Source organism: Kluyvera sp., from assembly GCF_965301105.1.
Map to the genome: position 1 here is coordinate 103,811 of NZ_CBDKZX010000007.1, position 25,923 is coordinate 129,733.

Here is a 25,923-nt window from a genome sequence, read left to right on the forward strand (position 1 = left end):
TCGTCTTATATAACCCGGCTTGACGCCGGGTTATAATTATCGCGCCAGAGTCCGTTTTGACTTTGCCGCCAGCCTCGTTATTCTCAATGCCTGAGCAATACGTTCGTACCTGTGGAGAGCTCTTTTGCGCGTCAGCCGTTCACTTACTATAAAACAAATGGCTATGGTTGCTGTTGTTACCATGTTGTTTTTGTTCATCTTTTGCTTTATTTTGCTGTTCCATTTTGTGCAGCAGGATCGCTATAACACGGCTACGCAATTAGAGAGTATCGCGCGCTCGGTGCGCCAACCCCTTTCCGCCGCCATCCTTAAGGCCGATATCCCGGAAGCAGAGTCCATTCTTGGACGTATTCAGCCGTCAGGTATTGTTAGCCGGGCGGACGTGGTATTGCCAAACCAGTTTCAGGCGCTGCGCATGAGCTTTATCCCGGAACGCCCCGTTCCGGTGAGTATTACCCGTATTTTCGAACTGCCGGTGCAGATATCGCTGCCGCTCTATTCGCTTGAACGGCCGGCAAATCCGCAGCCGTTGGCCTATCTGGTGCTCCAGGCCGACTCCTGGCGTATGTATAAGTTTGTGATGAGCGCGCTGGCAACGATAGTGACCGCTTACTTTCTTCTGGTGTTGATTCTGACCGTTGCCCTGACCTGGTGTATTAACCGGCTCATCGTCAGGCCGCTGCGCAGTATCGCCTATGAGATTCACGACTTACCGGGGGCGGACCGCATCGGGCATCAGCTGACGCTGCCGCGCCTGCACCATGATGATGAAATTGGCACGTTGGTCCGCAGCTATAACCGTAACCAGCAGGCCCTGTTACGCCAGTACGACGAACTGAGCAGCCAATCGACCCGATTCCCGATTTCTGACCTGCCGAACAAAGCGTTCTTGCTGGGGCTACTGGAGCAAAGTCTGGCGCGCAAAACGCCGGTGGCGCTGCTGGCGATTGCCTGCGAAACCCTGCAGGACACCGCAGGGGTTCTGAAAGAGGCGCAGCGCGAAATGCTGCTGCTGACGCTCGCCGAGAAGATTAAACAGGTGATCTCGCCGCGTATGGTGCTGGCGCAGGTCAGCGGCTATGACTTCGCTATTCTGGCTTATGGCGTTAAAGAACCGTGGCACGCCATTACATTAAGTCAGCAAGTACTTACTATCATGAATGAGCGTTTACCGTTGCAGGGGATTCAGCTCCGCCCGAGCGCCAGCATTGGTATCGCCATGTCTAACGATGGTCTGACGGCGGAGCAGCTTTACCGACGTTCACTCTCCGCCGCCTTTACCGCACGCCGTAAGGGCAAAAACCAGATCGAGTTCTTTGACCCTGAACAGATGATCAAGGCGCAGAAACGGCTGACTGAAGAGAGCGATATCCTGACGGCTCTCGATACGCAACAGTTTTCTATCTGGCTTCAGCCGCAGGTGGATACTGCCACCGGCAAGGTGTGTAGCGCCGAGGTGCTGCTGCGCCAGCGTCAGCCGGACGGTAGTTGGGCGTTACCCAACGATTTGATCGATAGCATTGAGTCCTGTGGCCTGATGGTCACCGTCGGCCATTGGGTGCTGGAAGAAGCCTGCCGTCAGCTGGCGGTGTGGCAATCGCGCGGCATTATGCTGCCGCTGTCGGTAAATATCTCCGCGTTGCAGCTGCTACACCACGATATGGTCTCCGACATGCTGGCGTTGCTTAACCGCTACCGCATCGCGCCCGGCACGCTGGTGCTGGAAGTGACCGAAAGCCGCCGTATCGACGACCCGAAAGCCGCGGTGGCGATCCTGCGTCCGCTGCGTAACGCCGGGGTAAGGATTGCGCTGGATGACTTCGGCATGGGCTACGCCGGGCTGCGTCAGTTGCAACATATGAAGTCGGTACCAGTCGACATCCTGAAGATTGATAAAATCTTTATCGACACGCTGCCGGAAGACGCCAGTATGGTATCGGCCATCATCCAGCTGGGGCGTAGCCTCAATCTGAAGATGGTGGCTGAAGGCGTTGAAAATGAAGAACAATATGCCTGGCTGCGTGCGGCGAGTGTGGATGTGTTGCAGGGCTTTCTGTTCGCTCGTGCGGTACCGCCGGAGGTGTTCGAGCAGGATTATCTCGGCCAGGAGAAATCGCTGCTACCGAGTCACTGAATATAGCAATTGTGCGTGTCAGCTCAAAGATTTAACAATTAAATATCAAATCAACGTACAAATATTTCGATTATGTTTCTTGGATGTTATTTTGTGCTCACAGGTGAAAATAAACCCTACTTTTCCTGTGGCTATAGCTTAAGGACATCCTATGAAAACCTCTTTCTTCAAAAGCCTCTATTTCCAGGTGTTAACGGCGATAGTGATCGGCGTGTTGCTCGGTCACTATTACCCGGAATTGGGCGCGCAAATGAAACCGCTCGGCGATGCCTTCGTCAAACTGATTAAAATGATTATCGCGCCGGTTATCTTTTGTACCGTAGTAACAGGGATCGCTGGCATGGAAAGCATGAAAGCGGTTGGCCGCACTGGCGCAGTGGCGTTGCTGTACTTTGAAGTGGTCAGTACTCTCGCCCTGATTATTGGCTTGATCATTGTGAACGTGGTTCAACCCGGCGCCGGGATGAACGTTGACCCGGCGACGCTGGATGCCAAAGCGGTCGCCATGTATGCCGAACAGGCGAAAGATCAAGGGATTATCCCCTTCCTGATGGATATTATTCCGTCGAGCGTCATTGGCGCCTTTGCGAGCGGTAACATCCTGCAGGTGCTGCTGTTTGCGGTGATGTTTGGCTTTGCGCTGCACCGCCTGGGTAACAAGGGCCAGCTGATTTTCAACGTCATTGAAAGCTTCTCGCAGGTCATCTTCGGCATCATCAACATGATCATGCGCCTTGCGCCTATCGGCGCTTTCGGTGCCATGGCCTTCACCATTGGTAAATACGGCGTAGGCACGCTGGTGCAGCTCGGCCAGCTCATCATCTGCTTCTATATCACCTGTATTCTGTTTGTGGTGGTGGTGCTGGGTTCTATCGCCCGCGCGACCGGCTTCAGCATTTTCAAATTTATCCGCTATATCAAAGAAGAACTGCTGATTGTGCTGGGCACCTCCTCATCGGAGTCCGCGCTGCCGCGTATGCTCGATAAAATGGAGAAACTGGGTTGCCGTAAATCGGTGGTGGGGCTGGTTATTCCTACCGGTTATTCATTTAACCTCGACGGCACCTCGATTTACCTGACGATGGCGGCGGTCTTTATCGCCCAGGCGACCAACAGCCATATGGATATTTTCCATCAGGTGACGTTGCTGGTGGTGTTGCTGCTTTCGTCGAAAGGGGCGGCCGGTGTCACCGGGAGCGGCTTTATCGTGCTGGCGGCGACTATCTCTGCGGTGGGTCATTTACCGGTAGCCGGTCTGGCTTTAATTCTGGGTATTGACCGCTTTATGTCCGAAGCGCGCGCGCTGACCAACCTGATTGGTAACGGCGTGGCGACTATCGTGGTCGCGAAACGTGTGAAACAGCTGGACGCTCAGCAGATGGACGACGTGCTCAATAACCGTCCGACTGCGAAAAAACCGCACGAATTATCCTCTTAATCCTCCCACTTACGCCCGTACTCCCTTGCTGGAGTGCGGGCTCCTGCGCATAATTAGGCGGCGTCATGAATGGGCCGTGCTAGCCTATGGCTGTCGTGCATTTTATTTTTCTGAGCCATGTGACGTTTTTGCGATCGTGTGGTCTAACTGACGTATTTACTTCATTATTTTAGGCAATCGCTCTATGGCGGTTGTCTTTGTAACCAGGAACGTTCATCAGGGGTTCACATGCAGGGCACAACAATTCGACTTTTAGCCGGTGGTTTGCTGATGATGGCAGCGGCCAGCTATGTGCAGGCAGAAGCGCTCCAGCCGGACCCGGCCTGGCAACAAGGTACGTTGTCTAATGGCTTCCAGTGGCAGGTGCTTGCCACACCGCAGCGCCCGAGTGACCGTGTAGAAATCCGGCTCTCTATTGATATTGGTTCGCTGAATGAAAGCGCTCAGCAAACCGGCTTTAGCCACCTTATTCCTCGTATTGCGCTGACCCAAAGCGGCAGTCTGCCAACCATGCAGGCGCGCTCGATGTGGCAGCAGGGTATTGACCCAAAACGCCCGCAGCCTCCTGCGGTCGTCTCGTATGACTACACCCGCTTTAATCTGAGCCTGCCAAACAACCGCAGCGATCTGCAAAAAGAGGCGCTGAACTGGCTGGCCAGCTCGTTGGGCAAACCAAACATCACCCAGGAAAGCGTGAATTACGCGCTGAGCGTGCAGGATATGGTCGCGACCTGGCCGCAGGATACCAAAGAAGGTTGGTGGCGTTATCGCCTGAAGGGGTCGACGATGCTGGGTCACGACCCGGCTGAACCACTGAAAATGCCGGTGGATGCGAAGCAGGTCGCCGAGTTCTATCAGAAATGGTACACCCCGGACGCCATGACGCTGATTGTGGTAGGCAACGTCGACAGTCGCGCAACAATTGAACAGATTAGCAAAGCCTTTGGCGAGCTGAAGGGCAAACGTGAAACGCCAGCAGCGCTGCCGACGCTGTCGCCGCTGCGTCCGGAAGCGGTCAGCATTATGACCAACGCGGTGCGTCAGGATCGTTTATCCATCATGTGGGACGCGCCGTGGACGCCAATCCGTGAATCGGCAGCGCTCCTGCGCTACTGGCGCGCCGATCTCTCCCGTGAGGCGCTGTTCTGGCATGTTCAGCAGAAGCTGAGCCGTACCAACACCAAGGATATCGGGCTGGGCTTCGACTGCCGCGTGTTGTACCTGCGCGCGCAGTGCGGCATCAATCTGGACTCACCGGGTGAAAAGCTGGAAAACAACCTGGGGCTGGTGGCGCGTGAGTTGGCTAACGTTCGTGATAATGGCCTGCCGCAGGATGAGTTTGATGCGCTGGTGGCGCAGAAAAAGCTGGAGCTGCAAAAGCTGTTTGCGACCTACGCGCGCATGGATACCGACGTGCTGATTAGCCAGCGTATGCGTTCGCTGCAAAATCAGGTGGTGGATATCGCGCCGGAGCAGTACCAGAAGCTGCGCCAGAGTTTTCTCGACTCGCTGACGGTGGAGATGCTGAATCAGGATCTGCGTCAGCAGCTTTCGCAGGATATGGCGCTGATTTTACAGCAGCCAACCGGCGAGCCTGAGTTCAATATGAAGGATCTCCAGGATACCTGGGGCAAGATCATGCTGGCGGAGAAGACGGAGTCGGCGGCGGCAGTGGATGAAAGTCATCAGGATGTGACGGATATTCCACCGGCGCAGTAATTTGCCCGGTGCATGCCCCCTCACCCTAACCCTCTCCCCAACGGGGAGAGGGGACCGATCGTGCAAATGCTGACGTCCGATTTTCTCCCACGCACATTCTGCTTTTCTCCCTCGCCCCTTTGGGGAGAGGGCCGGGGTGAGGGGAAACTTCCTCTCCCATCCTCCAGACGAAAAAAAACCTCTCCCAACCGGAAGAGGTTTTTTCATACCCGAAACTTTACGCAGGCATTGCGTCGCGCGGAATAATCGCCCCACGATGCTGAATCACGGTGCTCGCCGTCAGGTGGCCGCGTTTTGCTGCCGCCGTTGCATCGCCGCCGGTCAGGCGCACGGACAGGTAGCCTGCGCTGAACGAGTCACCTGCCGCCGTGGTATCCACCACTTTCTCTTTCGGCAGTTTAACCGCCGGCACGTCTACCAGCGCTTCACCTGCGATGGCTACCAGGCAGGAGTCTGCGCCGCGTTTCACCACCACTTCGTTCACGCCAGCGGCCTGAGTACGGGCAATGACTTCTTCAACCGGCTTCTCGCCCCACAGCGCGTCTTCATCATCGAGCGTGAGGAATGCGATATCGGTGCATTGCAGCATCTGCTGGTAAACCTGCTGCGTCTCTTCTTTGCTTGCCCACAGGCGCGGACGGTAGTTGTTGTCAAAGATGACCTTACCGCCGTTCGCGCGACACTGCTTCAGCAGCGCCAGCAGTTTTTCACGGCTGGCCGGGCTTAAAATCGCCAGGCTGATGCCGCTCAGGTAGAGATAGTCAAAGCTCGCCAGCTGTTCGCAGATGGCGGCAGACTGCTCGCTCTCCAGCCAGAATTTAGCGGCAGCTTCGTTACGCCAGTAGTAGAAGGTGCGCTCGCCGGTATCATCGGTTTCGATGTAGTACAGGCCCGGCATGCGGTCGCTCATGCGTTGAATCAGGTCAGTTTTGACGTTCTCTGCCTGCCAGGCGTCCATCATCTGCTGGCTGAATGTGTCGGTACCCAGCGCGGTCACGTAGTTGACGCTGAGTTCTGCAGGGGAGACCTGACGCGCGATATAGACGGACGTATTTAAGGTGTCGCCGCCAAAGCCGCGGTTAACTTGTGCGCCCTTCTCGGACAGTTCAATCATGCATTCGCCAATCACGGCAATTTTTTTGGACATAGTCATCAACCTGATTCGGTAAATTTTTCGTAGTGTGCGCTGTGGCTATTCGATGGTCAACTATATTAAAACAACGTTCCATTATTTTTTTTGAGCTAGCGCGTGTTACGACGTATTTGTCAGCAATACGGAAAAATAAAATGCCCACGATGGACATAAAGTTCTCAATGGCGACGCCGATAACCTAAACACCAGACCCTCAGACCCTCTATTCACAGGAAGCTTAAATGACGTTAAAGCAGGTGAGCCAGCGGGCGAGAGTTCCTGATACGGAGCCAGAAAGCCTACAGCAGCTGCGTTATTGGCAAGAGTGTGAGCGCGTCTATACCTACCAGCCTATCTACACCACGCAAGGCCGCTTGATGGCGATCGAAGTGCTAACGATAGTGACCCATCCCTCTCAACCGCAAAAACGTATTGCCCCGGATCGTTACTTCGCCGCAGTCTCTATCGGTCAGCGGATCCACGTCATCAAAGAACAGGTGGCGATGCTGGCAAAAAAGAAATCATTTTTTGAACAGAATAAGGTGCTGGCTTCGGTTAACGTCGATGCGCCGACGCTGCTGGAAATGCGCCAGGACCGGATACTGAGAACGATGATTGAAACGCTGCCGTGGCTGCGCTTCGAGCTGGTAGAACATATGCCGCTGCCGCAGGACTCTTCGGTGGCCTCGCTGTGTGAATTCGGCCCGCTGTGGCTGGATGATTTTGGCACCGGCATGGCCAACTTCTCGGCGCTGAACGAAGTGCGCTATGACTACATCAAGGTGGCGCGCGATCTGTTCATCATGCTGCGCAAAACCCCGGAAGGCCGCAAGCTGTTCATCCTGCTTCTGGAGCTGATGAACCGCTACTGTGAAGGGGTGATCGTGGAAGGCGTGGAGACGCTGGAAGAGTGGCGTGAAGTGCAGCAGTCGCCAGCACATGCGGCGCAGGGCTATTTTCTTTCTCGTCCAATACCTTTTGCTCATCTTGAAGAAGTGTTTTTGTCCCTTTGAATCAGGCTGTTTCCGGTAATTCCATCTGTCTGGTCTATCTTTAGGACAGGCAAGGGAAGAAGCGAGGAAGCAGAATATGACCAGAGCAGGCAAAATTACCGCCACAGTAGCAGGGACTTTCTTGTTGTTGATCGTCGTACTCATCGTGGTGATAGCGACCTTTGACTGGAACCGACTCAAACCGACCATCAACCAGAAAGTCTCTACAGAACTTAACCGTCCGTTCGCTATCCACGGTGATTTAGGCGTGGTGTGGGAGCGCCAGAAACAGGAAACCGGCTGGCGAAGCTGGATACCGTGGCCGCACGTCCATGCGGAAGATATTACGCTCGGCAATCCGCCAGACATCCCCGATAAAACGATGGTCCATCTCCCCCGCGTGGAAGCCACCCTCGCGCCGCTGGCGCTGCTGACCAAAACCGTCTGGCTGCCGTGGGTTAAACTGGTGAAACCCGATGCGCGGCTGATTCGCCTGTCAGAAAAAAACAATAACTGGACCTTTAATCTCGCCGGGGACAAACAGCCGGATTCCAACGCACAGCCCTCCAGCTGGTCTTTCCGCCTCGATAATATTCTTTTCGACCAGGGGCGGATCGCGATTGATGACAAGGTTAGCAAGGCGGATATCGAGATCCTCGTCGATCCGCTGGGCAAGCCGCTGCCGTTTAGTGAGGTGACGGGCACTAAAGGTAAAAACGAAAAATCCAATGTGGAAGATTACGTTTTTGGACTGAAGGCGAAAGGGCGCTATAACGGCGAACCGCTGAGCGGCACGGGGAAAATTGGCGGCATGCTGGCGCTGCGCGGCGCGGATGCCTCGTTCCCGGTGCAGGCCGATTTCCGCTCCGGTAATACCCGGGTGGCGTTTGCCGGGGTAGTGAATGACCCGATGAAAATGGGCGGCGTCGACCTGCAACTGAAATTTTCCGGCGATTCGCTGGCGGATCTGTATGACCTGACCGGCGTACTGTTGCCCGATACGCCGCCGTTTGAGACCGACGGTCGGCTGGTGGCGAAAATCGATACGCAGAAGTCTTCGGTCTTTGATTACCGTGGCTTTAACGGACGGATTGGCGACAGTGATATTCACGGCTCGCTCAGCTACACCACCGGTAAGCCGCGTCCGAAGCTGGAGGGCGATCTGGAGTCGCGCCAGCTGCGGCTGGCGGATTTAGGCCCGCTGATTGGCGTTGATTCCGGCAAAGGCGCGGAACAGTCGAAGCGTGCGGAGCAGAAAAAGGGCGAGAAAAGCATTCAGCCCGCCGACAAAGTGCTGCCGTATGACCGCTTTGAAACCGACAAATGGAACGTGATGGATGCCGACGTGCGCTTCAAGGGCCGACGTATTGAGCACGGCAGCAGCCTGCCGATTAGCGATCTCTCCACCCATATTGTGCTGAAGAACGCCGACCTGCGTCTGCAGCCGCTGAAGCTTGGCCTGGCGGGCGGCAGCATCAACGCCAACGTTCATCTGGAAGGGGATAAAAAGCCGATGCAGGGGCGGGCGGATATTCAGGCTCGCCGCCTGAAGCTGAAAGAACTGATGCCGGACGTTGAACTGATGCAGAAAACGCTCGGTGAGATGAACGGCGATGCCGAGCTTCGGGGAACCGGTAACTCTGTGGCGGCGTTGCTCGGCAACAGCAACGGCAACCTGAAGCTGCTGATGAACGACGGCTTAATCAGCCGCAACTTGATGGAGATCGTCGGGCTGAACGTCGGTAACTACATTGTCGGGCAGATTTTTGGCGACGATGAAGTGCGGGTGAACTGTGCGGCGGCCAATCTCGACATCGTCAACGGCGTGGCGCGCCCGCAGATTTTCGCCTTCGATACTGAAAACGCGCTCATCAGCATTAGCGGAACGGCGAGCTTTGCCTCTGAGCAGCTGGATTTAACCATCGACCCGGAAAGTAAAGGCATACGCATTATTACCTTGCGCTCGCCGCTGTACGTGCGCGGCACCTTTAAGAATCCGCAGGCTGGGGTGAAAGCGGGGCCGCTTATCGCCCGCGGCGCAGTCGCTGCGGCGCTGGCGACGCTGGTCACGCCGGCCGCCGCGCTGCTGGCGCTGATTTCCCCCTCCGAAGGCGAGGCAAACCAGTGCCGGACTATTCTGACCCAGATGAAGAAGTAAGAAGGAGCAGGCCGGATAGGGCGCTGTGGCACCGCTATCCGGCAAATCAATTACAGCGACTGATGGCGCGTCTCATGAGTTAACAGCAGCGCAATCAGCGTTAGCGCGGCCATGCAGGCCAGATAGATGCCAACGGCGGCCAGCCCATAGTTCGACTGCAGCCATGCCGCGATATACGGCGCGACCGATGCGCCCAGAATCGACGACACGTTGTAGGAGAAGGAGGCTCCGGTATAACGGACTTCCGTCGGGAACAGCTCCGGCAGCAGCGCTCCCATCGGGCCAAAGGTCAGGCCCATCAGGCTCAGGCCCACCAACAGATACAGCATAATCAGCGCCGGGTTCCCGGAGCCCAGCAGCGGCTGGAAGAAGAACAGCGCGAAAATAATAATCAGGCTGGTAATGACGATCATGCTAGGGCGGCGACCAAAACGGTCCGCCAGCAGGCCCGCGATTGGCACCATTACGCCAAAGCCAATCACCGCCAGCATCAGCATCCACAGCACTTCGTTACGCGGCAAACCCAGACCGTGTGGCACGGCGGCGGTACTGTAGGTCATCGAGTAGACGGTCATGATATAGAACAGCGTATAGGTTGCCAGCATGATAAAGGTACCGAGGACCGTCACGCGCACGTGTTTGCTGAGCAGCGTGCCCATCGGCACTTTCACCTGTTTCTTCGCGGCGGCCACTTTGGCGAATACCGGCGTTTCATGCAGCGACACGCGAACGTACAAGCCAATGATCACCAGCACTGCCGAGAAGATAAACGGCACGCGCCAGCCCCAGGTCATGAACTGCTCGTCGGTCAGCAGCCAGGAGAGCAGCAGGAAAGTGCCGTTCGCAAAGAAGAAGCCAATCGGCGCGCCCAGCTGCGGGAACGAGCCGTACAGCGCACGCTTACGCGGCGGGGCGTTCTCGGTCGCCAGCAGCGCCGCGCCGCCCCATTCGCCGCCCAGCCCCAGACCCTGGCCAAAGCGCGCCAGCGCCAGCAGCATCGGCGCCAGAATGCCAATGGATTCGTAACTCGGCAGCAGGCCGATCACCACGGTGGAGATCCCCATGGTAAGCAGTGAAGCAACCAGCGTCACCTTACGGCCAACGCGGTCGCCGAAGTGACCAAATAGCGCGGAACCGATAGGGCGGGCGACGAAGGCAATGGCGAAGGTTGCCAGCGATTGCAGCGTGGCCGCCGTCGGATCGCCCTGCGGGAAGAAGATGTGCGGGAAGACGATCACCGCCGCGGTGGCGTAAATATAGAAGTCGAAAAACTCAATGGCGGTGCCGATAAGCGAAGCCACGACGACTTTGTTACGCGAGTTAACCGGAGCGGTTGCCTGTTCGTTGTCGAGTGTTGTGCTGGTCATAGTGTTTTCTAATATTTATAGCGAACGAAAGGCCATATTAGACATAGCAAAAGCGACATTTCAATCTGTAACAGGATTGTAAAATGAGGCAAAGAAGGGGAAAAAGTGGATAATTTTTATACCAGGAAATTGGCATCCATGAAATGCTTCACATTTTTTATAACTTGGATGATAAAACTGGTTTTTGGTTAAATAAAAGTTACGGGCTGGATTTATATGCTGAAACGATGGGCTGGGCTGAAGTTTTCAGCCCAGCGGTAGGCTTAACGGTGGGTTTTGCCCGGCATGCGCGGGTCATCTTTGTATTCTGCGGTGGCGATCCATGCGGCGCAGAACAGGGTCAGGCGGGCGAAGAAGTAGAAGAACGCCATCAGGCCAAGCACCGAACCAAACGCCGCGCCGGAAGGCGATTTCACCAGCGTTGGCAGCGTCCAGGTCATGATAATTTTAATCACTTCAAAACCGATGGCGGCAATAAAGGTGCCGCGAATCAATGCCTTCTTACGCGGACGATGGCGAGGCAGACGCCAGAAGATCCAGAAGAACAGCAGGTAGTTGGCGAAGATAGAGATCGCCAGGCCAATCAGTCGCCAGGCGGGTTTCAGCCACTCGATGCTGTCGAGGTACAGCGCGGAGATAATCATCTGCTGGGCGGAACCGGCCACCGAGGTGATGGACAGCGTGACAATCAGCGCAACCAACAGGCCAATCAGAGACACGAAGTCACGCAGGTATTTTACCCAGATGGCCTCCTGGTCCTGCGGCGTGCGTTCCCAGACGTCACGCGACTGTGCGCGAATCGCTTCGCGCAGGTTACCCATCCAGTTCACGCCGGAGTAGAGGGCAATCCCCAGACCCACCAGGCCGACGGTGGTACGCTGCTGGACGGCGGTATTAATGGTGCTTTTTAAGGTCGCGGCCAGCGTCGGGTCGCTGACGTTGTTGAGGATTTTATTGAAAATATCCTGAAGTAGCGTGGGATGTGAGGCGAGGATAAAACCGGCGGCGGCAAACGACACCATCAGGATCGGAATCATCGATAAAAATGAGAAGTAGGTAATCGCCGCACCGAACTGGTTACCCATTCGATCATTGAAGCGCTCGGCGGCACGAATCAGGTGGGCGATGACCGGGCGGCGCTGAATCTTCTGCGCCGTGCTGGTGACGGTATCCAGCGCTTTGCTGGCCTTTTGCTGTAGACGTTTGTCGTTGTTTTCCGACGTCATCAGGGGAAATTTCCTTTTTATTGCTTTTACTTAAGTATAGAGGGTTCTGCGGAGTCGGTGCTGTTTGCCCCAACCGGACCCGGTGCCAGATTCAATCGACATAGTCGCGCAGCACCTCGGTTAACCACTCCATCAACACATGCACCCGGCGCGACAGGTTGCGGCGGTGAGGATAAATCAGCGATACCGGCATTGGTTCCGCCCGATACTGCGGCAGAATTTCCACCAGGGTGCCGTCGCGGAGCGCATCGCGGATGCCAACTCGCGGAACCTGAATGATGCCCAGCCCTGCCAGACAGGCCGCATGGTAGGTTTCGGTACTGTTTACCGTCAGCACTCCGCCTGTTTTCACCCATTGCGTTCCGGTATCCCTTGCCACTTCAAAGCCTTGCGGACGCACGCCGAGGTTCACCGCATAGTGTACCAGCGCATGGCTGCTGAGATCTTCCAGTGATTCCGGATAGCCGAAGCGGGCGAGATACGCCGGGCTGGCGCAGTTGATAATGGTGAGCTTACCGAGCGGGCGTGCAATCAGTCCCGAATCCTTCAGCGTACCGACGCGTACCACGCAGTCAAACCCTTCGCGAATCACATCCACCAGGCGATCGCTGCTGCTGAGTTCCAGTTCGATACCGGGATAGTGTTGCAAAAAGTCGGGCAGGCGGGGAATGACCACGTTCCGGGCGACAGCGACCGGCATATCCACCCGCAATCGACCACTGATGCTGCTGGGATCGTTCTGGAACATGCCGTCCAGCTCATCAAGATTGCTCAGGAGATCTTTAGCACGCTCAAAGTAGACCATCCCGTCCTGCGTCAGCAGCACGCGGCGGGTAGTGCGGTGCAGCAGGCGGCAGCCAAGGTGATTCTCCAGCGCCTGAATCTGTCGCGATACGCTACCTTTAGGAAGGCCCAGCGTGTCGGCCGCACGGGAAAAACTCTCCAGTTCGGCCACGCGGATGAATAGCTGCATTGCGTGAATTTTATCCATCAGAATGACCTATTGTTATCGTAAGTGAGACAGTGAAGCGTAATTAGCAGTATTTATTGTTCTTTTATCACCTAATAAGCTTGTTCTCAACGTACACACCACCTGAAATGAGGTTTCCTATGAACCAGCGTATTGCGATTGTGACCGGCGGCAGCCGTGGATTGGGAAAAAATGCAGTGCTGAAGCTCGCCGCACAGGGAACGGATATTATTTTTACCTACAACAGCCAACGTGATGCTGCCCTGCAGGTTGTCGCCGAAGTGGAACAAACAGGGGCGAAAGCGGTGGCATTGCAGCTGAACGTCAGCGAAACTGCGAGCTTTACCGCATTTGCCGGGCAGGTGAAAACGCAGCTTAAGCAGGTGTGGGGTCGGGAGACATTTGATTATTTAGTGAACAACGCCGGTATTGGTCTTTATGCCCCGTTTGCCGAGACATCGGAAGCGTTGTTCGATGAGCTGATGAACATTCATTTTAAGGGGCCGTTCTTCCTCACCCAGCAGCTTCTGCCATTGATGGCTGACGGTGGGCGCATTCTTAACGTTTCGACCGGGCTGGCGCGCTTTGCACTGCCGGGCTACGCGGCTTACGCGTCCATGAAAGGGGCGATGGAGGTCCTCACGCGCTACCAGGCTAAAGAACTCGGCGCGCGGGGAATCTCCGTCAACAGTATCGCGCCAGGGGCCATTGAAACCGACTTTGGCGGCGGACGCGTGCGCGACAACGAAGAGCTGAATAAATACGTGGCCTCGCAAACCGCGCTAGGCCGTGTCGGCCTGCCGGACGATATCGGCGACGCTATCGCCGCCCTGCTCAGCGACAATCTGCGCTGGATGACCGCGCAGCGTATTGAAGTTTCGGGTGGGATGTTCCTGTAATCGCTACGCAGTTTTCATATTGTGCTGAAATAAGTCCGAATTCGGGCTTATTTCATTTTGCGCTTTCTATTTTTCCTTCGGTAATCTACATTTCGACAAATAATATTTATCATTAGCCCTTCCTCTCAGTTTTTCCTTAATCATGATGTGATGAGTTATGTGAATGCGTAATGGCGCTCTCAGGGTTGTAATTATTCATAATTATGATGTTTAGATCGCCGCTTATCTACGTAAAATGCCCCTGGCCAAACGGCGAGTTCTTATTTCATGCCGCGAGGATTACTCTTCCGGTCATTAAGAACAGTTTATTTTTTAATGGGGAAACCGTTATGCAGGTAGTCATGTTTGACAGGCAGTCAATATTTATTCATGGAATGAAAATTAGCTTACAGGAACACATTCCAGGGATTGATGTTTGTGCCGTCAACCAGGCCGATGACCTGTGGCGGCAGTTGTTACAGCATCCGGATGCGCTGCTCATTCTGGATGGGGGAATGGATCCCGGATTTTGCCAGTGGTTGTTGCAGGAGAAGTTTCAGCAGTTTCCGGAGTCTAAATGTATCATCATCGTCAATGAATATAACCAGGCCTGGCTCAGCAATATGATGGCATTTAATGTGCAGGCGATTATTCCGCGCGATGCCAGCGTAGAGGTATTTGTACAAACCATCAAAAGCGTGATGCGCGGGTTAATTTGCCTGCCGGGCGACTGGCGGATGGAGTATGAGCAAACGAGACATGGGCTGGATAACTTAAGCCAGCGTCAGCGAGAAATATTAACCCTGCTGGCGAACGGAGAAACCAATAAAGAGATTAGCCGGACGTTGAATATTAGCGCCGGAACGGTGAAAGCCCACCTGGAGTCTTTGTACCGCCGCCTGGATGTGAAGAATCGTACCCAGGCGGCGATGCTGCTTAATCATCGCCAGGATTTACAGCCAGGCGGTCTGGAATAACGCGGCTTCAGCCTGGCGTTGGCGCGCCAGGCTGCTCTGTTGCTCTCCTGCGCGAAGCCACTCGGCCAGCGCGGCGTTAAAATCCTGGCGGTTAATCTCTTGTGTTATCGGTGATAGCTGAACGCCCTCAGGCCCGAGGCTAAAGGCCAGCGACAGCAGCGCGTCAAACTGATGCTGTTCCAGCGGTACGTTGATGCACTGAAGAAGCACCTGCCGATAATATTCCACGTCCCGTTCAAACAGCGCCTCTGCCTGCGGGTGGGTTAACAGCGTATCAAAGCGTTCCCGGTCATGAATAAGATGCCCATAGCCAATCACCCAAAGCCCCTCCGCATCGCGGTATTTCTCCAGCGAAAGCCCCTGAAAACGCTTAATAAATGCCAAACCCTGCCGGCTCGGCATGGTGATGCCTGTGCTCATGATGCTCTCTCTCCCGGTAACGCGAGAAGTGTAAAAGAGCGGGGCTCATCCGCCTATTGGCCGAATGACGGTGAATTATCATATTCGTGGTTGAGTAGGCCAAACAGCCAGTCGTTGTGCCACTGCCCGGCGAGGAAATAGCTCTCGCGCAGCTCGCCTTCAAGACGGAATCCGAGTTTTTCCAGGGTGCGGCGCGAGGCCATATTGCCCGCCGTGACCGTCGCGGTGAGCCGACGAATACCGCCGGTGCTAAAGGCATAGTCGCACACCGCACGCAGTGATTCAGTGCCGTAGCCTCTGCCCTGCGACTCAGGGGCGAATAAAAATCCCACTTCCGCACAGTCATGGTCGCGATGAATATAGCCGGTGATGCCGAGCGCCGCGTTCTGCTTGTCGCGAACCAGCAAACAGAGCCAGTGTGCGTCACCGGGCGACCAGTGAGGCAGTCGGGAATCAAAGGCGGCGCGGATCTCGCTTTCACTGCGTTTGTCCGCCACAAAGCGCATCACCTGCGGGTGCTGCTGAAGGGCGAGAAAGAAGGGCCAGTCGCGGTCGACAAGCTGTGTGCAGACTAAACGTTCGGTGGTGAGCGCGATCATAATTTCACATTCTGAGTGGGGGCACAGGACTGTTAATTTGCCTGATTTCGTCTATGGTGTAACGACAAAAATAACAGAAAAATAACATATTAACCCTAAGGCGAAACGGCCTTGCTGTTGGTGAAGGAACGTGAAGATGTCGACGTCGTCGCGTCAGGTTGGTCAGCACTTTGAGCATTGCCTGAGCATTATTCGCCAGGCCTCCATTGAAATACTCACCCTGCTTAAGCTCCGCGTGACGGAGGGTAAAGATCCCCGCTGCTTTCTGGAGCAGTTGGATCAGGCCCGGCTGAATCTCGGCGGCTGGGGCGCCGTCGCCCAACGCCTCGGCATCAACGACAGCCAGCTAAGTGAATTTATGCTGCAACTGCGCCACCTTCAGCAGGGGATCCCCTCGTATGAACACGGGCAAGGGGCGACGGAGAACCAGTTGATTGCGGCGCTGCGCTTTGTCGTAACGCTGGAACAAATCAAACAGCAGCAGCCTCTGCTCATGTTCAACACCGGCTATGCCAGTGACGGCGAACAGCTTCAGGAGCCAGCGCTGCGCCAGCTTCGGGCCGTTGAGCTGACTATCCGCGGCCTGATCGGCGAGGCCTGGCCTGATGAACCGCATTTGCATCATTTTCTGAAGTCGCAGTTCGGGCCGCAAGCGTGCGCCTGTTGGCACTCGCGAAGCCCGTCGGGCGAGATACTTGACGGCATGACCTTCAGCGAGATGGCGCTGTTGCTTGTCGATAAGAAAACATTCTCCCGCCATTTTACTTCGTTCTTCAACTATGCGACCGCGCTGACGTTTCTGGTTGAGCAGCGCTTAACGCTGCATCTGTTTCTTGATGACATCCGGCGGATGCGAAATTCGGTACTGGCCCATCGGACGTTGGGGGAAATGGAGTGCCTGCTGCTGGACTTATATGCGCAGCAGATTGCCGCGCCGGTTCAGCGCGCCTATGAGCAGGGGCGCACCCGCGTTAATCCCGCCAGCCTGATGGCCGCAGACGGCGCTGAGGTCCAGCAGTTCTGGGAGCGGGCGCATGACTATGCGCGTGCCTACGGTCTGGATGGTCGGCCCATTCCCGACAGCATCGAGCGGCTGTCGCAGAAAACGCGACAGCGTGCCGATACGCGAGAACGCATTATTGCAGCCGTGCTGTGGAGTGCGGTCGGCGTAACCGTGCTGGTGATGGCGCTGGGCGGTATCTGGCTTCTCACCGCGACGCCCGAGGTGGTGCCGTCAGCGGTCTCGCCGATTGAAGAACAGGCGACCGCTGCGGAGGCGCGTGCGACGCCTTCGCCCCGTGAAATTCTGGCTCGGCGCGGGATTCTTTGGGACAGTAATGCGCTGCGTTCGGCGATCGACAGCAATAATATTGAGGTGGCCGAACTCTTTTTACGCGGCGGGATGAACTGGCAACTGGCCTGGACCGATCTGGCGATGTCCGCTGGTCATCAAACGGTGCTCAATCTGCTCTTACGCTACCGCCTGCAGATGGACGAGCCGAAGCCCTGCCGACGGTTTATCAATACCCTTACGCACGAGATGTCACAGCGAGCGCCGCTTAATACGGTGCGGAAATCCTATCTTCAGACCTTCTGCACGACCCCGGCGGTCGTGGCCCGCCAGCGGCAGGCGGTGGATAACGCGCAGCGGCGCAATCAGGCTTCGGGTAATGCGGAAAGTAAAAAATGGCTGCTGATACAGCGATCTATCTATGAGGTGATTCGTTAAGAAGGGTGCGCGACGCGCGATGGGACGGATGGTACACCCCGTAACCTCCACGCATCTCGCGTCACGCAATGCGATTACAGCAGACGATAGTGCGCGTCCGGTTTCAGTTTTGGCGGGATGAGGCTGTCTTTGACCATCTCCCGCAGATCTATCTCTATCGCGTTGCAAATGGCATTGAGCGGCAAGTCGTTATCTTCCGTACCAAAAGGGTCTTCCAGCTCAGTGGCAATCGCGTCGAGGGCCAGCAGCGCGTAGGTGGTGAAAATGGAAAATAGCAGCGTCAAAACGCCAAAGTCGTGAATCAGCAGCAGCGGATACACGGCGCAAAAAATCCCTACCGTACGATGCAGCAGCAGCGAATAGGCATAAGGGATTGGCGTGTTGCTGATGCGCTCGCAGCCGCCCTGAATGGTACTCATCTGATTCAGATAGTGGTTGAAATTGCGGTACACAAAATCATTTGGTCGATGCTGATACAGCCACTGCCCCACGTTTTGCAGCAGCGCGTTGCAGGGCGTAGTAAGGTGCTGGTAGTCCAGCGCCCGGGAAATCGGCACCGGTCCGTGGCGCAGCTTGGCTTTCAGCGTGGTGCAGTAGGTGACGATCAAATCCAGCACCACTTTTTTCTCTTCTGCGCTGGTATTGGTGGTGTTAATAACTTCACGCATTAACGAGCGGCTGACAATCAGCAAATCTCCCCACAGCTTGCGAGCTTCCCAGTAGCGAAGCCACGCCGTGTTGTTGCGAAAGCCAAGAAACACCGATATCGAAATAGAGATACCAATAAAGTAGAACGAGCTTTCCTTTGCCATAATGCCGTGCAGGTGCAATAGCGGCAGCACAAACAGATAGGCGATGTTGAGCATGATAAAGAAGCAAAGCTGAGGCGAGATTTTTCGCATGATGGAGCCGCGCCACGAGAATAATTTACGCAGCCAGCTTTGCTCTGGCCTGACGATCATGGTTTACGCCTTTTCTGCTGACAGCGCTAAAAGGGTGTCGTAGACCACCTGCAGGCGTTCGAGATAGTGCGTAAAGACCCCGGTTTTATCCTGAACGGGAATGCAGCGATCAAGATTGCCATGCACGTCGATACAGGCTGGCGGGAGCTCAATACGCCCCAACGTCCCGGATTCGACCTCAAACTGGATCTGGATTTCACCAAACATGCTTGAGCGGATGATATTAATATTAACACCGCTAAATACGCTGATGCTTAAGCGACCTTTTTCGCTGGGTTGAATTTGGTGATGATACATGCGCTCGGAGGCAGTGATTTGGGTGATAAGCTCCATGGAATAGGTATTCCAGAATTTATCCATTTTATTGAGGTGGTTGAAAATCAGCAGTGATTTTTCTTCCAGAGAGGTAGCGATATTCGTCATCTTTGGTATCCGCAGCGCGCGAAGCGCCCTATCCTGAATGTAATCTATAGCGGCGCGAATGGTTATGTCGTGCGCATGTTTATGTCTATATAGGATGGGTAATATGGCAATTGTATTATTTAATTATGTGCGTTAGTAAAATAACATATTTCGGGTGCGATGGTGTGATTGTAAAACGTCAATAATAAAGTACTTGGTCTATACTTATTATTGGTTATTAATGTAATTAATAAGAGTTATTTCCCCGGAGTATCCCATTTTTAATATGAAGAAAGTAAGTTGAACAGATCTGAGGAAAGTCGGTGATTCGCGGTAGAGATCAAAGGATGAAGAATAAAAATCGATAAACGCTCTTCCGCGGATAGTCTGCCTGTGTCGCTTGTCGGGCTATGCCACCTGACGGCGAATCTCTTCCAGTACCTCATTGAGGATAAACTGAACCCGCCATGGCTGATATTCACGCTTGCGGTAGATAGCGACCAGATCCAGCCACCACTCGTATTGTTCGGCAAAGCAAGGGGCTAACACACCGGCCTGAATGTCGGCCTGTACGCTATTTTTAGGCGCAAAGACAATGCCTAAACCATGCCGCGCCAGCTCCAACGCTGACTGGCTGTTATCGCAAACGTAGTGGCCTTTGACACGAAAATCCCGCACTTCCGGGCTGCCCGCAAGGCTAAACCGCCAGATATTGGCATCATCAATCATCATCGAATCCAGCAGGATGCAGGAGTGTTGTTCAAGTTCTTCTGGAGAGTTAAGCGGATGTTCCTTGAGGTATTGTGTGCTGGCATAGGCGCTGACCGCATATTTCGTAATAAAGTTGGCAACCAGTGATTCATTTTTTGGACCCACGCACGAAAGTAATATATCGCAATCTTCTGGAAAATCGGAACCTTCGTAGAAGGATTTACGTTCAAGGTTAAAGGTTTTTAGGCTAAGCGTAATGTTGCCAATATCTTTAATTGTGTTGACCACATTTTTCGCTAAATAGGCGTTAATCATCGTTGGCGAGTAAATGGTGACGCGGCCATTTTTCTCATGCTTATAATCAGAGATGAAATTATTCAGCTGATTTTCCTTCTCCAACAGGTCGTTGACGTAGGGCAGTAACGACTCGCCAAAACGCGTTAACGACAGCTTTCGGGAAGTGCGCTCAAAGATCTTTAAACCAATTTTTGATTCAACATCAGCAAGATACTTGCTTACGTTGGCCTGCGCCATCCCGAGTATAGTGGCGGCATGGCTGACGTTTTCGCTGGCTGCAATCACCGAAATTATTTTTAATTCCTGTGGTTTAATCTGGAGTTTTTTCATCACCTGGCTCTGTATATATAAGTTGATATAGTGCTATATAAATATTGAGATTGCAGCGATATAAATACGACCATTATCATATTTGCTATCAGGATATGATATTAGGTTGGAACCTCAGGAATGTCAATTAAGCGTACGGCGATGTTGCTTCTGTCACTCTCATTTATCGCAAATGCCACGGCGGGTAATTTATCTGTCGGTGCGGGTGTAATATATAATGAGTCGGTCTATCGCGGATATAATGAAAATACCCATGCGGTACCCATTATAAATTACGAAGGCAATTCTTTTTATATTCGCCAGACCACATTGGGCTACGCCTTGTTTAAAAACAAACGTGACGAAGTTAGCCTGACGGCATCATGGCTGCCGCTGACGTTTGACCCGTCGGATAACGACGATCGCGCCATGAAGCAGTTGGACAAGCGTAACAGTACTGCGATGGCCGGTGCGGCATGGTATCACCATGAGAAGTGGGGGAGCCTGAAGCTATCCGCTGCTGCGGATGTGCTGGATAACAGCAACGGTTGGGTGGGTGAACTGTCCTGGTTCCGCGTGTTGCCGTTAGGGGCTCTGTCTATTACGCCTGCCGTGGGCGTCTATTACTATGATGACAGCTTTAACCGTTACTACTATGGCGTGTCGGGGGCTGAGTCCCGCCGTAGCGGTTTGGCGGCGCGATCGCCCGGGGATAGCTGGATGCCGTACGTGGGGCTGACGTTGAAATACCCGCTGACCCGCAACCTGATGCTGTTGGCCAACGCCAGTTATAGCGTACTGCCGGATGAAATTAAAAACAGCCCGATGGTCGACAGGGATGACAGCTTTACGCTGCTGACCGGGGTAAGCTGGCGATTCTGATTATCGGCGCTTCCCGATGACGCGTCATAAAAAAAGCCAGACTTTCGTCTGGCTTTTGTCGTTCGGCTCCCGCGTCTTAGCGCATGGTGACAAACTCTTCCGCGGCAGTAGGGTGAATCGCCACGGTATTATCGAAGTCTTTCTTGGTCGCGCCCATTTTCAGCGCCACGGCGAAGCCTTGCAGAATTTCATCCATGCCGAAGCCGATGCCGTGAATACCGACAATTTTCTCTTCCGGGCCAACGCAGACCAGCTTCATACGGCATGGCTGACGGTGAGAGGTGACGGCGGTGTACATGGCGGTGAAGGAGGATTTATAGACCTTCACGGCATCATCGCCGTACTGCTCACGCGCCTGCGGCTCGGTTAAGCCAACGGTGCCGATCGGCGGATGGCTGAAGACCACGGTCGGGATATTGCTGTAGTCCAGATGCTCGTCTGGCTTGTTGTTAAACAGACGCTCAGACAGACGACGGCCAGCGGCGACCGCGACCGGCGTCAGCTCAACGGCGCCGGTGTTATCACCTACGGCATAAATGCCCGGCACGTTGGTATTCTGGAATTTATCAACGACGATATAGCCTTTATCGTTGGTTTCCACGCCGGTTACCGCGAGGTTGAAGTTATCGGTTGCCGGTTCGCGGCCAATCGCCCAAATCAGGCAATCGACGGTCTGGCTGCGGCCGTCTTCCAGCTCCAGCGTCAGGCTGCCGTCGGCATTCTTGACCACCGCTTTTGGAATGGCGTTGGTGTGCAACTGCGGGCCTTCGGCGTTCATCACCTCAACCAGCGTCTCGACGATTAACGGGTCGAAACTGCGCAGCGGCGCGTGTTTACGCACGAACAGGTGAGTTTCCGCGCCCAGGCCGTTAATGACGCCCGCCAGCTCAACGGCGATATAGCCTGCGCCTACCACGGCCACGCGCTTCGGCAGCGCCGGAAGTTCGAAGAAACCGTCGGAGTCGATACCGTATTCCACGCCCGGAATGTTCGGATGGCTTGGGCGGCCGCCGGTGGCGATCAGGATATGATCGGCAGTGATCGTCTCGCCGTTCACTTCGATGGTTTTGGCATCGACGAAGCGCGCAAAGCCTTTGATCACATCAACTTTATTCTTACCCAGCACGTTGTCGTAAGAGGTATGGATACGGTCAATGTATGCGGTGCGGCTGGCAACCAGTTTGTCCCAATCAAAGTTATTGATGGTGGTGTCGAAACCGTAGTCCGGGCCATACATATGAATCGCTTCGCGAATCTGCGCGGCATGCCACATCACTTTTTTCGGCACGCAGCCGACGTTAACGCAGGTACCGCCCAGATCTTTGGCTTCAATCAGCGCGCACTTCTGGCCGTACATGGCCGCACGGTTGATTGAGGCGATACCGCCGCTGCCGCCGCCAATGGCGATGTAGTCGTAATGTTTGGTCATGGCCGCTCCTCAAACGTTCAATGTTGAGCGGGTGAGCCTCATGCTCCCCGCCAAAATACTCGCGATTGTATACCTGAAACTGATAGGTTCCACCGATGCCTGCGATTACTCCGGCACGATCCAGTTCACCAGCGTATGACCGATGCCTGTTGGAACCAGCTTGCTGTGCAGCCACGGCAGCACGTTGTTCATTTGTGCTTCCAGCTTCCACGGCGGGTTGATGACGATCATACCGGAGGCGGTCATGCCGCGCTGGTCGCTGTCCGGACGAACCGCCAGCTCAATTTGCAGAATTTTGCGAATGCCGGTCGCTTCGAGGTCGTGGATCATGCGTTTAATTTGCTGACGCAGCACCACCGGGTACCACAACGCATAGGTGCCGGTAGCAAATCGCTTGTAGCCTTCGCTGATGCCGCTCACTACTGCCTGATAGTCGGTTTTAATTTCGTACGGCGGGTCGATCAGAATCAAGCCGCGGCGGGAGGCTGGCGGCAGCTTCGCCTTGAGCTGCTGGTAGCCGTCGGCGCGTTCTACGCGGGCGCGGTTATCTTTCTGGAATTCAGAACGCAGCAGCGGGAAGTCGCTCGGGTGCAGCTCGGTCATTTGCAGGCTGTCCTGCTCACGCAGCAGCTGGCGGGCAATCAGCGGAGAACCAGGGTAGTAACGCAGTTGGCCGCTGCGGTTGAAGTGCTCAACCACCGAAATATACGGCACCAGCTCTTCAGGCAGATCGTCCTGTTGCCAGATGCGGGCGATGCCTTCCAGGTATTCCCCGGTCTTTTCGGCATGCTCGCCGCTCAGCTGATAGCGGCCTGCGCCAGCGTGGGTGTCCAGATAGAGAAACGGCTTCTCTTTCTCTTTCAGTGATTCAATGATCAGACTCTGAACGGTGTGTTTGAGGACGTCGGCGTGGTTGCCTGCGTGAAAGCTGTGGCGATAACTGAGCATGGATGCGGATATTCCGGGAATTAAACAAGATAACCGATAGTTTACCGCAGATCCGCCGAGATTACCGCTATCACCCGTTAAGAGGATAACCTCCGGCGCTATCATTGAAATTCCCCCAACTATCCCCCATTCTAGATCTATCGCTAAAGCGCCGTTGAGCGCTTCATTTCTTTCTTAGACCAGGACAGCGCATATGACCAATCCATTACTGACCCCTTTCGAACTACCGCCGTTTTCCCGGATTCAGCCCGAACATGTTGTCCCTGCTGTCACTAAAGCACTGAACGACTGTCGCGAGAATGTGGAGCGTGTAGTCGCACAGGGCGCGCCATATAGCTGGGAAAACCTCTGCCAGCCGCTGGCGGAAGTGGACGATGTTCTGGGGCGTATTTTCTCGCCAATTAGCCACTTAAACTCGGTCAAAAACAGCCCGGAACTACGTGAGGCCTACGAGCAGACGCTGCCGCTGCTGTCGGAATACAGCACCTGGGTTGGCCAGCATGAGGGGCTGTACAAGGCTTACCGCGACCTGCGCGACGGCGACAACTACGCCACCCTGAGCGTGGCGCAGAAAAAAGCGGTCGATAACGCGCTGCGTGATTTCGAGCTGTCCGGTATCGGCCTGCCGAAAGAGAAACAGCAGCGCTACGGCGAAATCGCCACTCGTCTGTCCGAGCTGGGCAACCAGTACAGCAACAACGTGCTCGACGCCACCATGGGCTGGAGCAAGCTGGTGACGGACGAAAGCGAGCTGGCCGGGATGCCGGAAAGCGCGTTGGCGGCAGCGAAGGCCCAGGCCGAAGCTAAAGAGCAGGAAGGGTACCTGCTGACCCTGGATATCCCGAGCTACCTGCCGGTCATGACCTACTGCGACAACCAGGCTCTGCGTGAAGAGCTGTATCGCGCCTACTCCACTCGCGCCTCAGACCAGGGGCCAAACGCGGGTAAGTGGGACAACACCCCGGTGATGGAAGAGATTCTTGCGCTGCGTCACGAGCTGGCACAGCTGCTGGGCTTCGAAAGCTACGCCTTTAAATCACTCGCCACCAAAATGGCGGAAAACCCACAGCAGGTGCTCGACTTCCTGACCGATCTGGCGAAACGCGCCCGTCCGCAGGGTGAAAAAGAGCTGGCCCAGCTGCGCGCCTTCGCCAAAGCTGAATTTGGCGTAGAGGAGCTGCAGCCGTGGGATATCGCCTACTACAGCGAGAAACAGAAACAGCACCTGTACAGCATCAGCGATGAGCAGCTTCGTCCGTACTTCCCGGAAAACAAAGCCGTTAACGGCCTGTTTGAAGTGGTGAAACGTATTTACGGCATTACCGCCAAAGAGCGTACCGATGTTGACGTCTGGAACCCGGAAGTGCGTTTCTTCGAGCTGTACGATGAAAGCAACGAACTGCGCGGCAGCTTCTACCTTGACCTGTACGCCCGTGAACACAAACGCGGCGGGGCGTGGATGGATGACTGCGTCGGCCAGATGCGCAAAACCGATGGCACGCTGCAAAAACCGGTCGCCTATCTGACCTGTAACTTTAACCGTCCGGTGAACGGCAAACCGGCGCTGTTCACCCACGACGAAGTGATCACCCTGTTCCACGAATTTGGTCATGGCCTGCATCACATGCTGACCCGCATCGAAACGGCCGGTGTTTCCGGCATCAGCGGGGTGCCATGGGATGCGGTCGAGCTGCCGAGCCAGTTTATGGAAAACTGGTGCTGGGAGCCGGAAGCGCTGGCGTTTATCTCCGGCCACTATGAAACCGGCGAACCGCTGCCGAAGGAACTGCTGGATAAAATGCTGGCGGCGAAAAACTATCAGGCCGCGCTGTTTATCCTGCGCCAGCTGGAGTTCGGCCTGTTCGACTTCCGCCTGCACGCGCAGTACAACCCGGAGCAGGGGGCGAAAGTCCTCGAGACGCTGGCGGAAATTAAGAAACAGGTCGCCGTGGTGCCGGGCCCAACCTGGGGCCGCTTCCCGCACGCCTTCAGCCACATCTTTGCCGGCGGTTATGCAGCGGGTTACTACAGCTATCTGTGGGCCGATGTGCTGGCGGCGGATGCGTTCTCTCGCTTTGAAGAAGAAGGCATCTTCAACCGTGAAACCGGTCAGTCGTTCCTCGATAACATCCTGACCCGTGGCGGTTCCGAAGAGCCAATGGCGCTGTTCAAACGCTTCCGTGGCCGTGAACCGCAGCTCGATGCCATGCTGGCGCATTACGGCATCAAGGGCTGATTGTTCGC

The 25,923-nt window shown here is 55.0% G+C and carries 21 protein-coding genes; 10 read left to right on the forward strand and 11 right to left on the reverse strand.

The features are described from left to right. Positions 1–124 precede the first annotated feature (124 nt). The 3 genes from hmsP (at position 125) to ACW14G_RS05005 (ending at position 5,291) form a co-directional block, all read left to right on the forward strand. Positions 125–2,134, forward strand: coding sequence for a biofilm formation regulator HmsP (gene hmsP / locus ACW14G_RS04995; RefSeq protein WP_163446841.1), 2,010 nt, complete (start codon positions 125–127; stop codon positions 2,132–2,134). A 151-nt stretch (positions 2,135–2,285) separates the two neighbouring features. Then, entirely contained in the window at positions 2,286–3,572 is a 1,287-nt protein-coding gene (locus ACW14G_RS05000) for a dicarboxylate/amino acid:cation symporter (protein WP_163446840.1), read from the forward strand. A 228-nt stretch (positions 3,573–3,800) separates the two neighbouring features. Beyond that, a complete protein-coding gene (locus tag ACW14G_RS05005) occupies positions 3,801–5,291 on the forward strand; it encodes a M16 family metallopeptidase (protein WP_163446838.1) in 1,491 nt (496 codons plus the stop codon). A gap of 217 nt (positions 5,292–5,508) precedes the next feature. Here ACW14G_RS05005 and kdgK read toward each other — a convergent pair whose 3' ends face one another. Next, the gene (kdgK, locus tag ACW14G_RS05010; protein ID WP_223803727.1) at positions 5,509–6,438 is read right to left on the reverse strand and encodes a 2-dehydro-3-deoxygluconokinase; all 930 of its coding nucleotides are present in this window, start codon (positions 6,436–6,438) and stop codon (positions 5,509–5,511) included. 227 nt (positions 6,439–6,665) lie between these two features. Here kdgK and pdeH point away from each other — a divergent pair, with 227 nt between their 5' ends. Beyond that, on the forward strand, positions 6,666–7,436 hold the full coding sequence (gene pdeH / locus ACW14G_RS05015) for a cyclic-guanylate-specific phosphodiesterase (RefSeq protein ID WP_163446834.1): 771 nt from the start codon (positions 6,666–6,668) through the stop codon (positions 7,434–7,436). 76 nt (positions 7,437–7,512) lie between these two features. Continuing rightward, on the forward strand, positions 7,513–9,573 hold the full coding sequence (locus tag ACW14G_RS05020) for an AsmA family protein (protein ID WP_163446832.1): 2,061 nt from the start codon (positions 7,513–7,515) through the stop codon (positions 9,571–9,573). Positions 9,574–9,623: 50 nt separating this feature from the next. Here ACW14G_RS05020 and ACW14G_RS05025 read toward each other — a convergent pair whose 3' ends face one another. From ACW14G_RS05025 to ACW14G_RS05035, 3 genes are all read right to left on the reverse strand, one after another. Next, on the reverse strand, positions 9,624–10,940 hold the full coding sequence (locus tag ACW14G_RS05025) for an MFS transporter (protein WP_163446830.1): 1,317 nt from the start codon (positions 10,938–10,940) through the stop codon (positions 9,624–9,626). A gap of 263 nt (positions 10,941–11,203) precedes the next feature. Further along, the gene (gene yhjD / locus ACW14G_RS05030; RefSeq protein ID WP_223803729.1) at positions 11,204–12,166 is read right to left on the reverse strand and encodes an inner membrane protein YhjD; all 963 of its coding nucleotides are present in this window, start codon (positions 12,164–12,166) and stop codon (positions 11,204–11,206) included. Between the two features lie 91 nt (positions 12,167–12,257). Continuing rightward, positions 12,258–13,157: a LysR family transcriptional regulator gene (locus tag ACW14G_RS05035; RefSeq protein WP_167574866.1), complete on the reverse strand. Its 900-nt coding sequence runs from the start codon at positions 13,155–13,157 to the stop codon at positions 12,258–12,260. Positions 13,158–13,276: 119 nt separating this feature from the next. Between ACW14G_RS05035 and ACW14G_RS05040 the strand changes: the two genes are divergently transcribed. Then, on the forward strand, positions 13,277–14,035 hold the full coding sequence (locus ACW14G_RS05040) for an SDR family NAD(P)-dependent oxidoreductase (protein WP_065356390.1): 759 nt from the start codon (positions 13,277–13,279) through the stop codon (positions 14,033–14,035). Between the two features lie 329 nt (positions 14,036–14,364). Next, positions 14,365–14,991 (forward strand): response regulator transcription factor, encoded by a 627-nt coding sequence (locus ACW14G_RS05045; protein WP_163446828.1) that lies wholly within the window; start codon positions 14,365–14,367, stop codon positions 14,989–14,991. Here ACW14G_RS05045 and ACW14G_RS05050 read toward each other — a convergent pair. Continuing rightward, positions 14,968–15,411 carry a lysozyme gene (locus ACW14G_RS05050; protein ID WP_249022631.1) on the reverse strand — a complete coding sequence of 148 codons (444 nt, stop codon included), beginning with the start codon at positions 15,409–15,411 and terminating at the stop codon, positions 14,968–14,970. The two genes, ACW14G_RS05045 and ACW14G_RS05050, sit on opposite strands and share 24 nt — an antisense overlap. Positions 15,412–15,464: 53 nt before the next feature. Then, positions 15,465–16,010: a GNAT family N-acetyltransferase gene (locus tag ACW14G_RS05055; RefSeq protein ID WP_249022632.1), complete on the reverse strand. Its 546-nt coding sequence runs from the start codon at positions 16,008–16,010 to the stop codon at positions 15,465–15,467. Between the two features lie 136 nt (positions 16,011–16,146). Here ACW14G_RS05055 and ACW14G_RS05060 point away from each other — a divergent pair, with 136 nt between their 5' ends. Next, positions 16,147–17,739 carry an STY4199 family HEPN domain-containing protein gene (locus ACW14G_RS05060; protein WP_249022633.1) on the forward strand — a complete coding sequence of 531 codons (1,593 nt, stop codon included), beginning with the start codon at positions 16,147–16,149 and terminating at the stop codon, positions 17,737–17,739. Positions 17,740–17,813: 74 nt separating this feature from the next. Here the strand turns inward: ACW14G_RS05060 and ACW14G_RS05065 are convergent, their stop codons facing one another. The 3 genes from ACW14G_RS05065 to ACW14G_RS05075 form a co-directional block, all read right to left on the reverse strand. Continuing rightward, the gene (locus tag ACW14G_RS05065) at positions 17,814–18,701 is read right to left on the reverse strand and encodes a bestrophin family protein (protein ID WP_167574870.1); all 888 of its coding nucleotides are present in this window, start codon (positions 18,699–18,701) and stop codon (positions 17,814–17,816) included. 3 nt (positions 18,702–18,704) lie between these two features. Continuing rightward, entirely contained in the window at positions 18,705–19,124 is a 420-nt protein-coding gene (locus ACW14G_RS05070; protein ID WP_163446818.1) for a hypothetical protein, read from the reverse strand. Positions 19,125–19,511: 387 nt separating this feature from the next. Then, entirely contained in the window at positions 19,512–20,441 is a 930-nt protein-coding gene (locus tag ACW14G_RS05075; protein WP_249022634.1) for a LysR family transcriptional regulator, read from the reverse strand. 120 nt (positions 20,442–20,561) lie between these two features. Between ACW14G_RS05075 and ACW14G_RS05080 the strand changes: the two genes are divergently transcribed. Beyond that, on the forward strand, positions 20,562–21,302 hold the full coding sequence (locus tag ACW14G_RS05080; protein ID WP_163446814.1) for a MipA/OmpV family protein: 741 nt from the start codon (positions 20,562–20,564) through the stop codon (positions 21,300–21,302). Between the two features lie 76 nt (positions 21,303–21,378). Here the strand turns inward: ACW14G_RS05080 and gorA are convergent, their stop codons facing one another. Together gorA and ACW14G_RS05090 are read right to left on the reverse strand one after the other, a co-directional pair. After that, positions 21,379–22,731 carry a glutathione-disulfide reductase gene (gene gorA, locus ACW14G_RS05085; RefSeq protein WP_167574874.1) on the reverse strand — a complete coding sequence of 451 codons (1,353 nt, stop codon included), beginning with the start codon at positions 22,729–22,731 and terminating at the stop codon, positions 21,379–21,381. Between the two features lie 105 nt (positions 22,732–22,836). Continuing rightward, positions 22,837–23,679 (reverse strand): 23S rRNA (adenine(2030)-N(6))-methyltransferase RlmJ, encoded by an 843-nt coding sequence (locus ACW14G_RS05090; RefSeq protein ID WP_064541271.1) that lies wholly within the window; start codon positions 23,677–23,679, stop codon positions 22,837–22,839. A gap of 193 nt (positions 23,680–23,872) precedes the next feature. Here ACW14G_RS05090 and prlC point away from each other — a divergent pair, with 193 nt between their 5' ends. Continuing rightward, entirely contained in the window at positions 23,873–25,915 is a 2,043-nt protein-coding gene (prlC, locus tag ACW14G_RS05095; protein WP_249022635.1) for an oligopeptidase A, read from the forward strand. The last annotated feature ends 8 nt before the right edge of the window (positions 25,916–25,923 follow it).

What these genes read in the sequence shown, in the direction of transcription:
- ACW14G_RS05065 (WP_167574870.1), bottom strand. Translation starts at nt 18,701, where the DNA reads ATGATCGTCAGGCCAGAGCAAAGCTGGCTGCGTAAATTATTCTCGTGG.
- pdeH (WP_163446834.1), top strand. Translation starts at nt 6,666, where the DNA reads ATGACGTTAAAGCAGGTGAGCCAGCGGGCGAGAGTTCCTGATACGGAG.
- ACW14G_RS05060 (WP_249022633.1), top strand. Translation starts at nt 16,147, where the DNA reads ATGTCGACGTCGTCGCGTCAGGTTGGTCAGCACTTTGAGCATTGCCTG.
- ACW14G_RS05050 (WP_249022631.1), bottom strand. Translation starts at nt 15,411, where the DNA reads ATGAGCACAGGCATCACCATGCCGAGCCGGCAGGGTTTGGCATTTATT.
- ACW14G_RS05055 (WP_249022632.1), bottom strand. Translation starts at nt 16,010, where the DNA reads ATGATCGCGCTCACCACCGAACGTTTAGTCTGCACACAGCTTGTCGAC.
- ACW14G_RS05080 (WP_163446814.1), top strand. Translation starts at nt 20,562, where the DNA reads ATGTCAATTAAGCGTACGGCGATGTTGCTTCTGTCACTCTCATTTATC.
- ACW14G_RS05090 (WP_064541271.1), bottom strand. Translation starts at nt 23,679, where the DNA reads ATGCTCAGTTATCGCCACAGCTTTCACGCAGGCAACCACGCCGACGTC.
- ACW14G_RS05045 (WP_163446828.1), top strand. Translation starts at nt 14,365, where the DNA reads ATGCAGGTAGTCATGTTTGACAGGCAGTCAATATTTATTCATGGAATG.
- gorA (WP_167574874.1), bottom strand. Translation starts at nt 22,731, where the DNA reads ATGACCAAACATTACGACTACATCGCCATTGGCGGCGGCAGCGGCGGT.
- ACW14G_RS05070 (WP_163446818.1), bottom strand. Translation starts at nt 19,124, where the DNA reads ATGACGAATATCGCTACCTCTCTGGAAGAAAAATCACTGCTGATTTTC.
- ACW14G_RS05005 (WP_163446838.1), top strand. Translation starts at nt 3,801, where the DNA reads ATGCAGGGCACAACAATTCGACTTTTAGCCGGTGGTTTGCTGATGATG.
- ACW14G_RS05020 (WP_163446832.1), top strand. Translation starts at nt 7,513, where the DNA reads ATGACCAGAGCAGGCAAAATTACCGCCACAGTAGCAGGGACTTTCTTG.
- ACW14G_RS05075 (WP_249022634.1), bottom strand. Translation starts at nt 20,441, where the DNA reads ATGAAAAAACTCCAGATTAAACCACAGGAATTAAAAATAATTTCGGTG.
- kdgK (WP_223803727.1), bottom strand. Translation starts at nt 6,438, where the DNA reads ATGTCCAAAAAAATTGCCGTGATTGGCGAATGCATGATTGAACTGTCC.
- ACW14G_RS05000 (WP_163446840.1), top strand. Translation starts at nt 2,286, where the DNA reads ATGAAAACCTCTTTCTTCAAAAGCCTCTATTTCCAGGTGTTAACGGCG.
- ACW14G_RS05025 (WP_163446830.1), bottom strand. Translation starts at nt 10,940, where the DNA reads ATGACCAGCACAACACTCGACAACGAACAGGCAACCGCTCCGGTTAAC.
- ACW14G_RS05035 (WP_167574866.1), bottom strand. Translation starts at nt 13,157, where the DNA reads ATGGATAAAATTCACGCAATGCAGCTATTCATCCGCGTGGCCGAACTG.
- yhjD (WP_223803729.1), bottom strand. Translation starts at nt 12,166, where the DNA reads ATGACGTCGGAAAACAACGACAAACGTCTACAGCAAAAGGCCAGCAAA.
- prlC (WP_249022635.1), top strand. Translation starts at nt 23,873, where the DNA reads ATGACCAATCCATTACTGACCCCTTTCGAACTACCGCCGTTTTCCCGG.
- ACW14G_RS05040 (WP_065356390.1), top strand. Translation starts at nt 13,277, where the DNA reads ATGAACCAGCGTATTGCGATTGTGACCGGCGGCAGCCGTGGATTGGGA.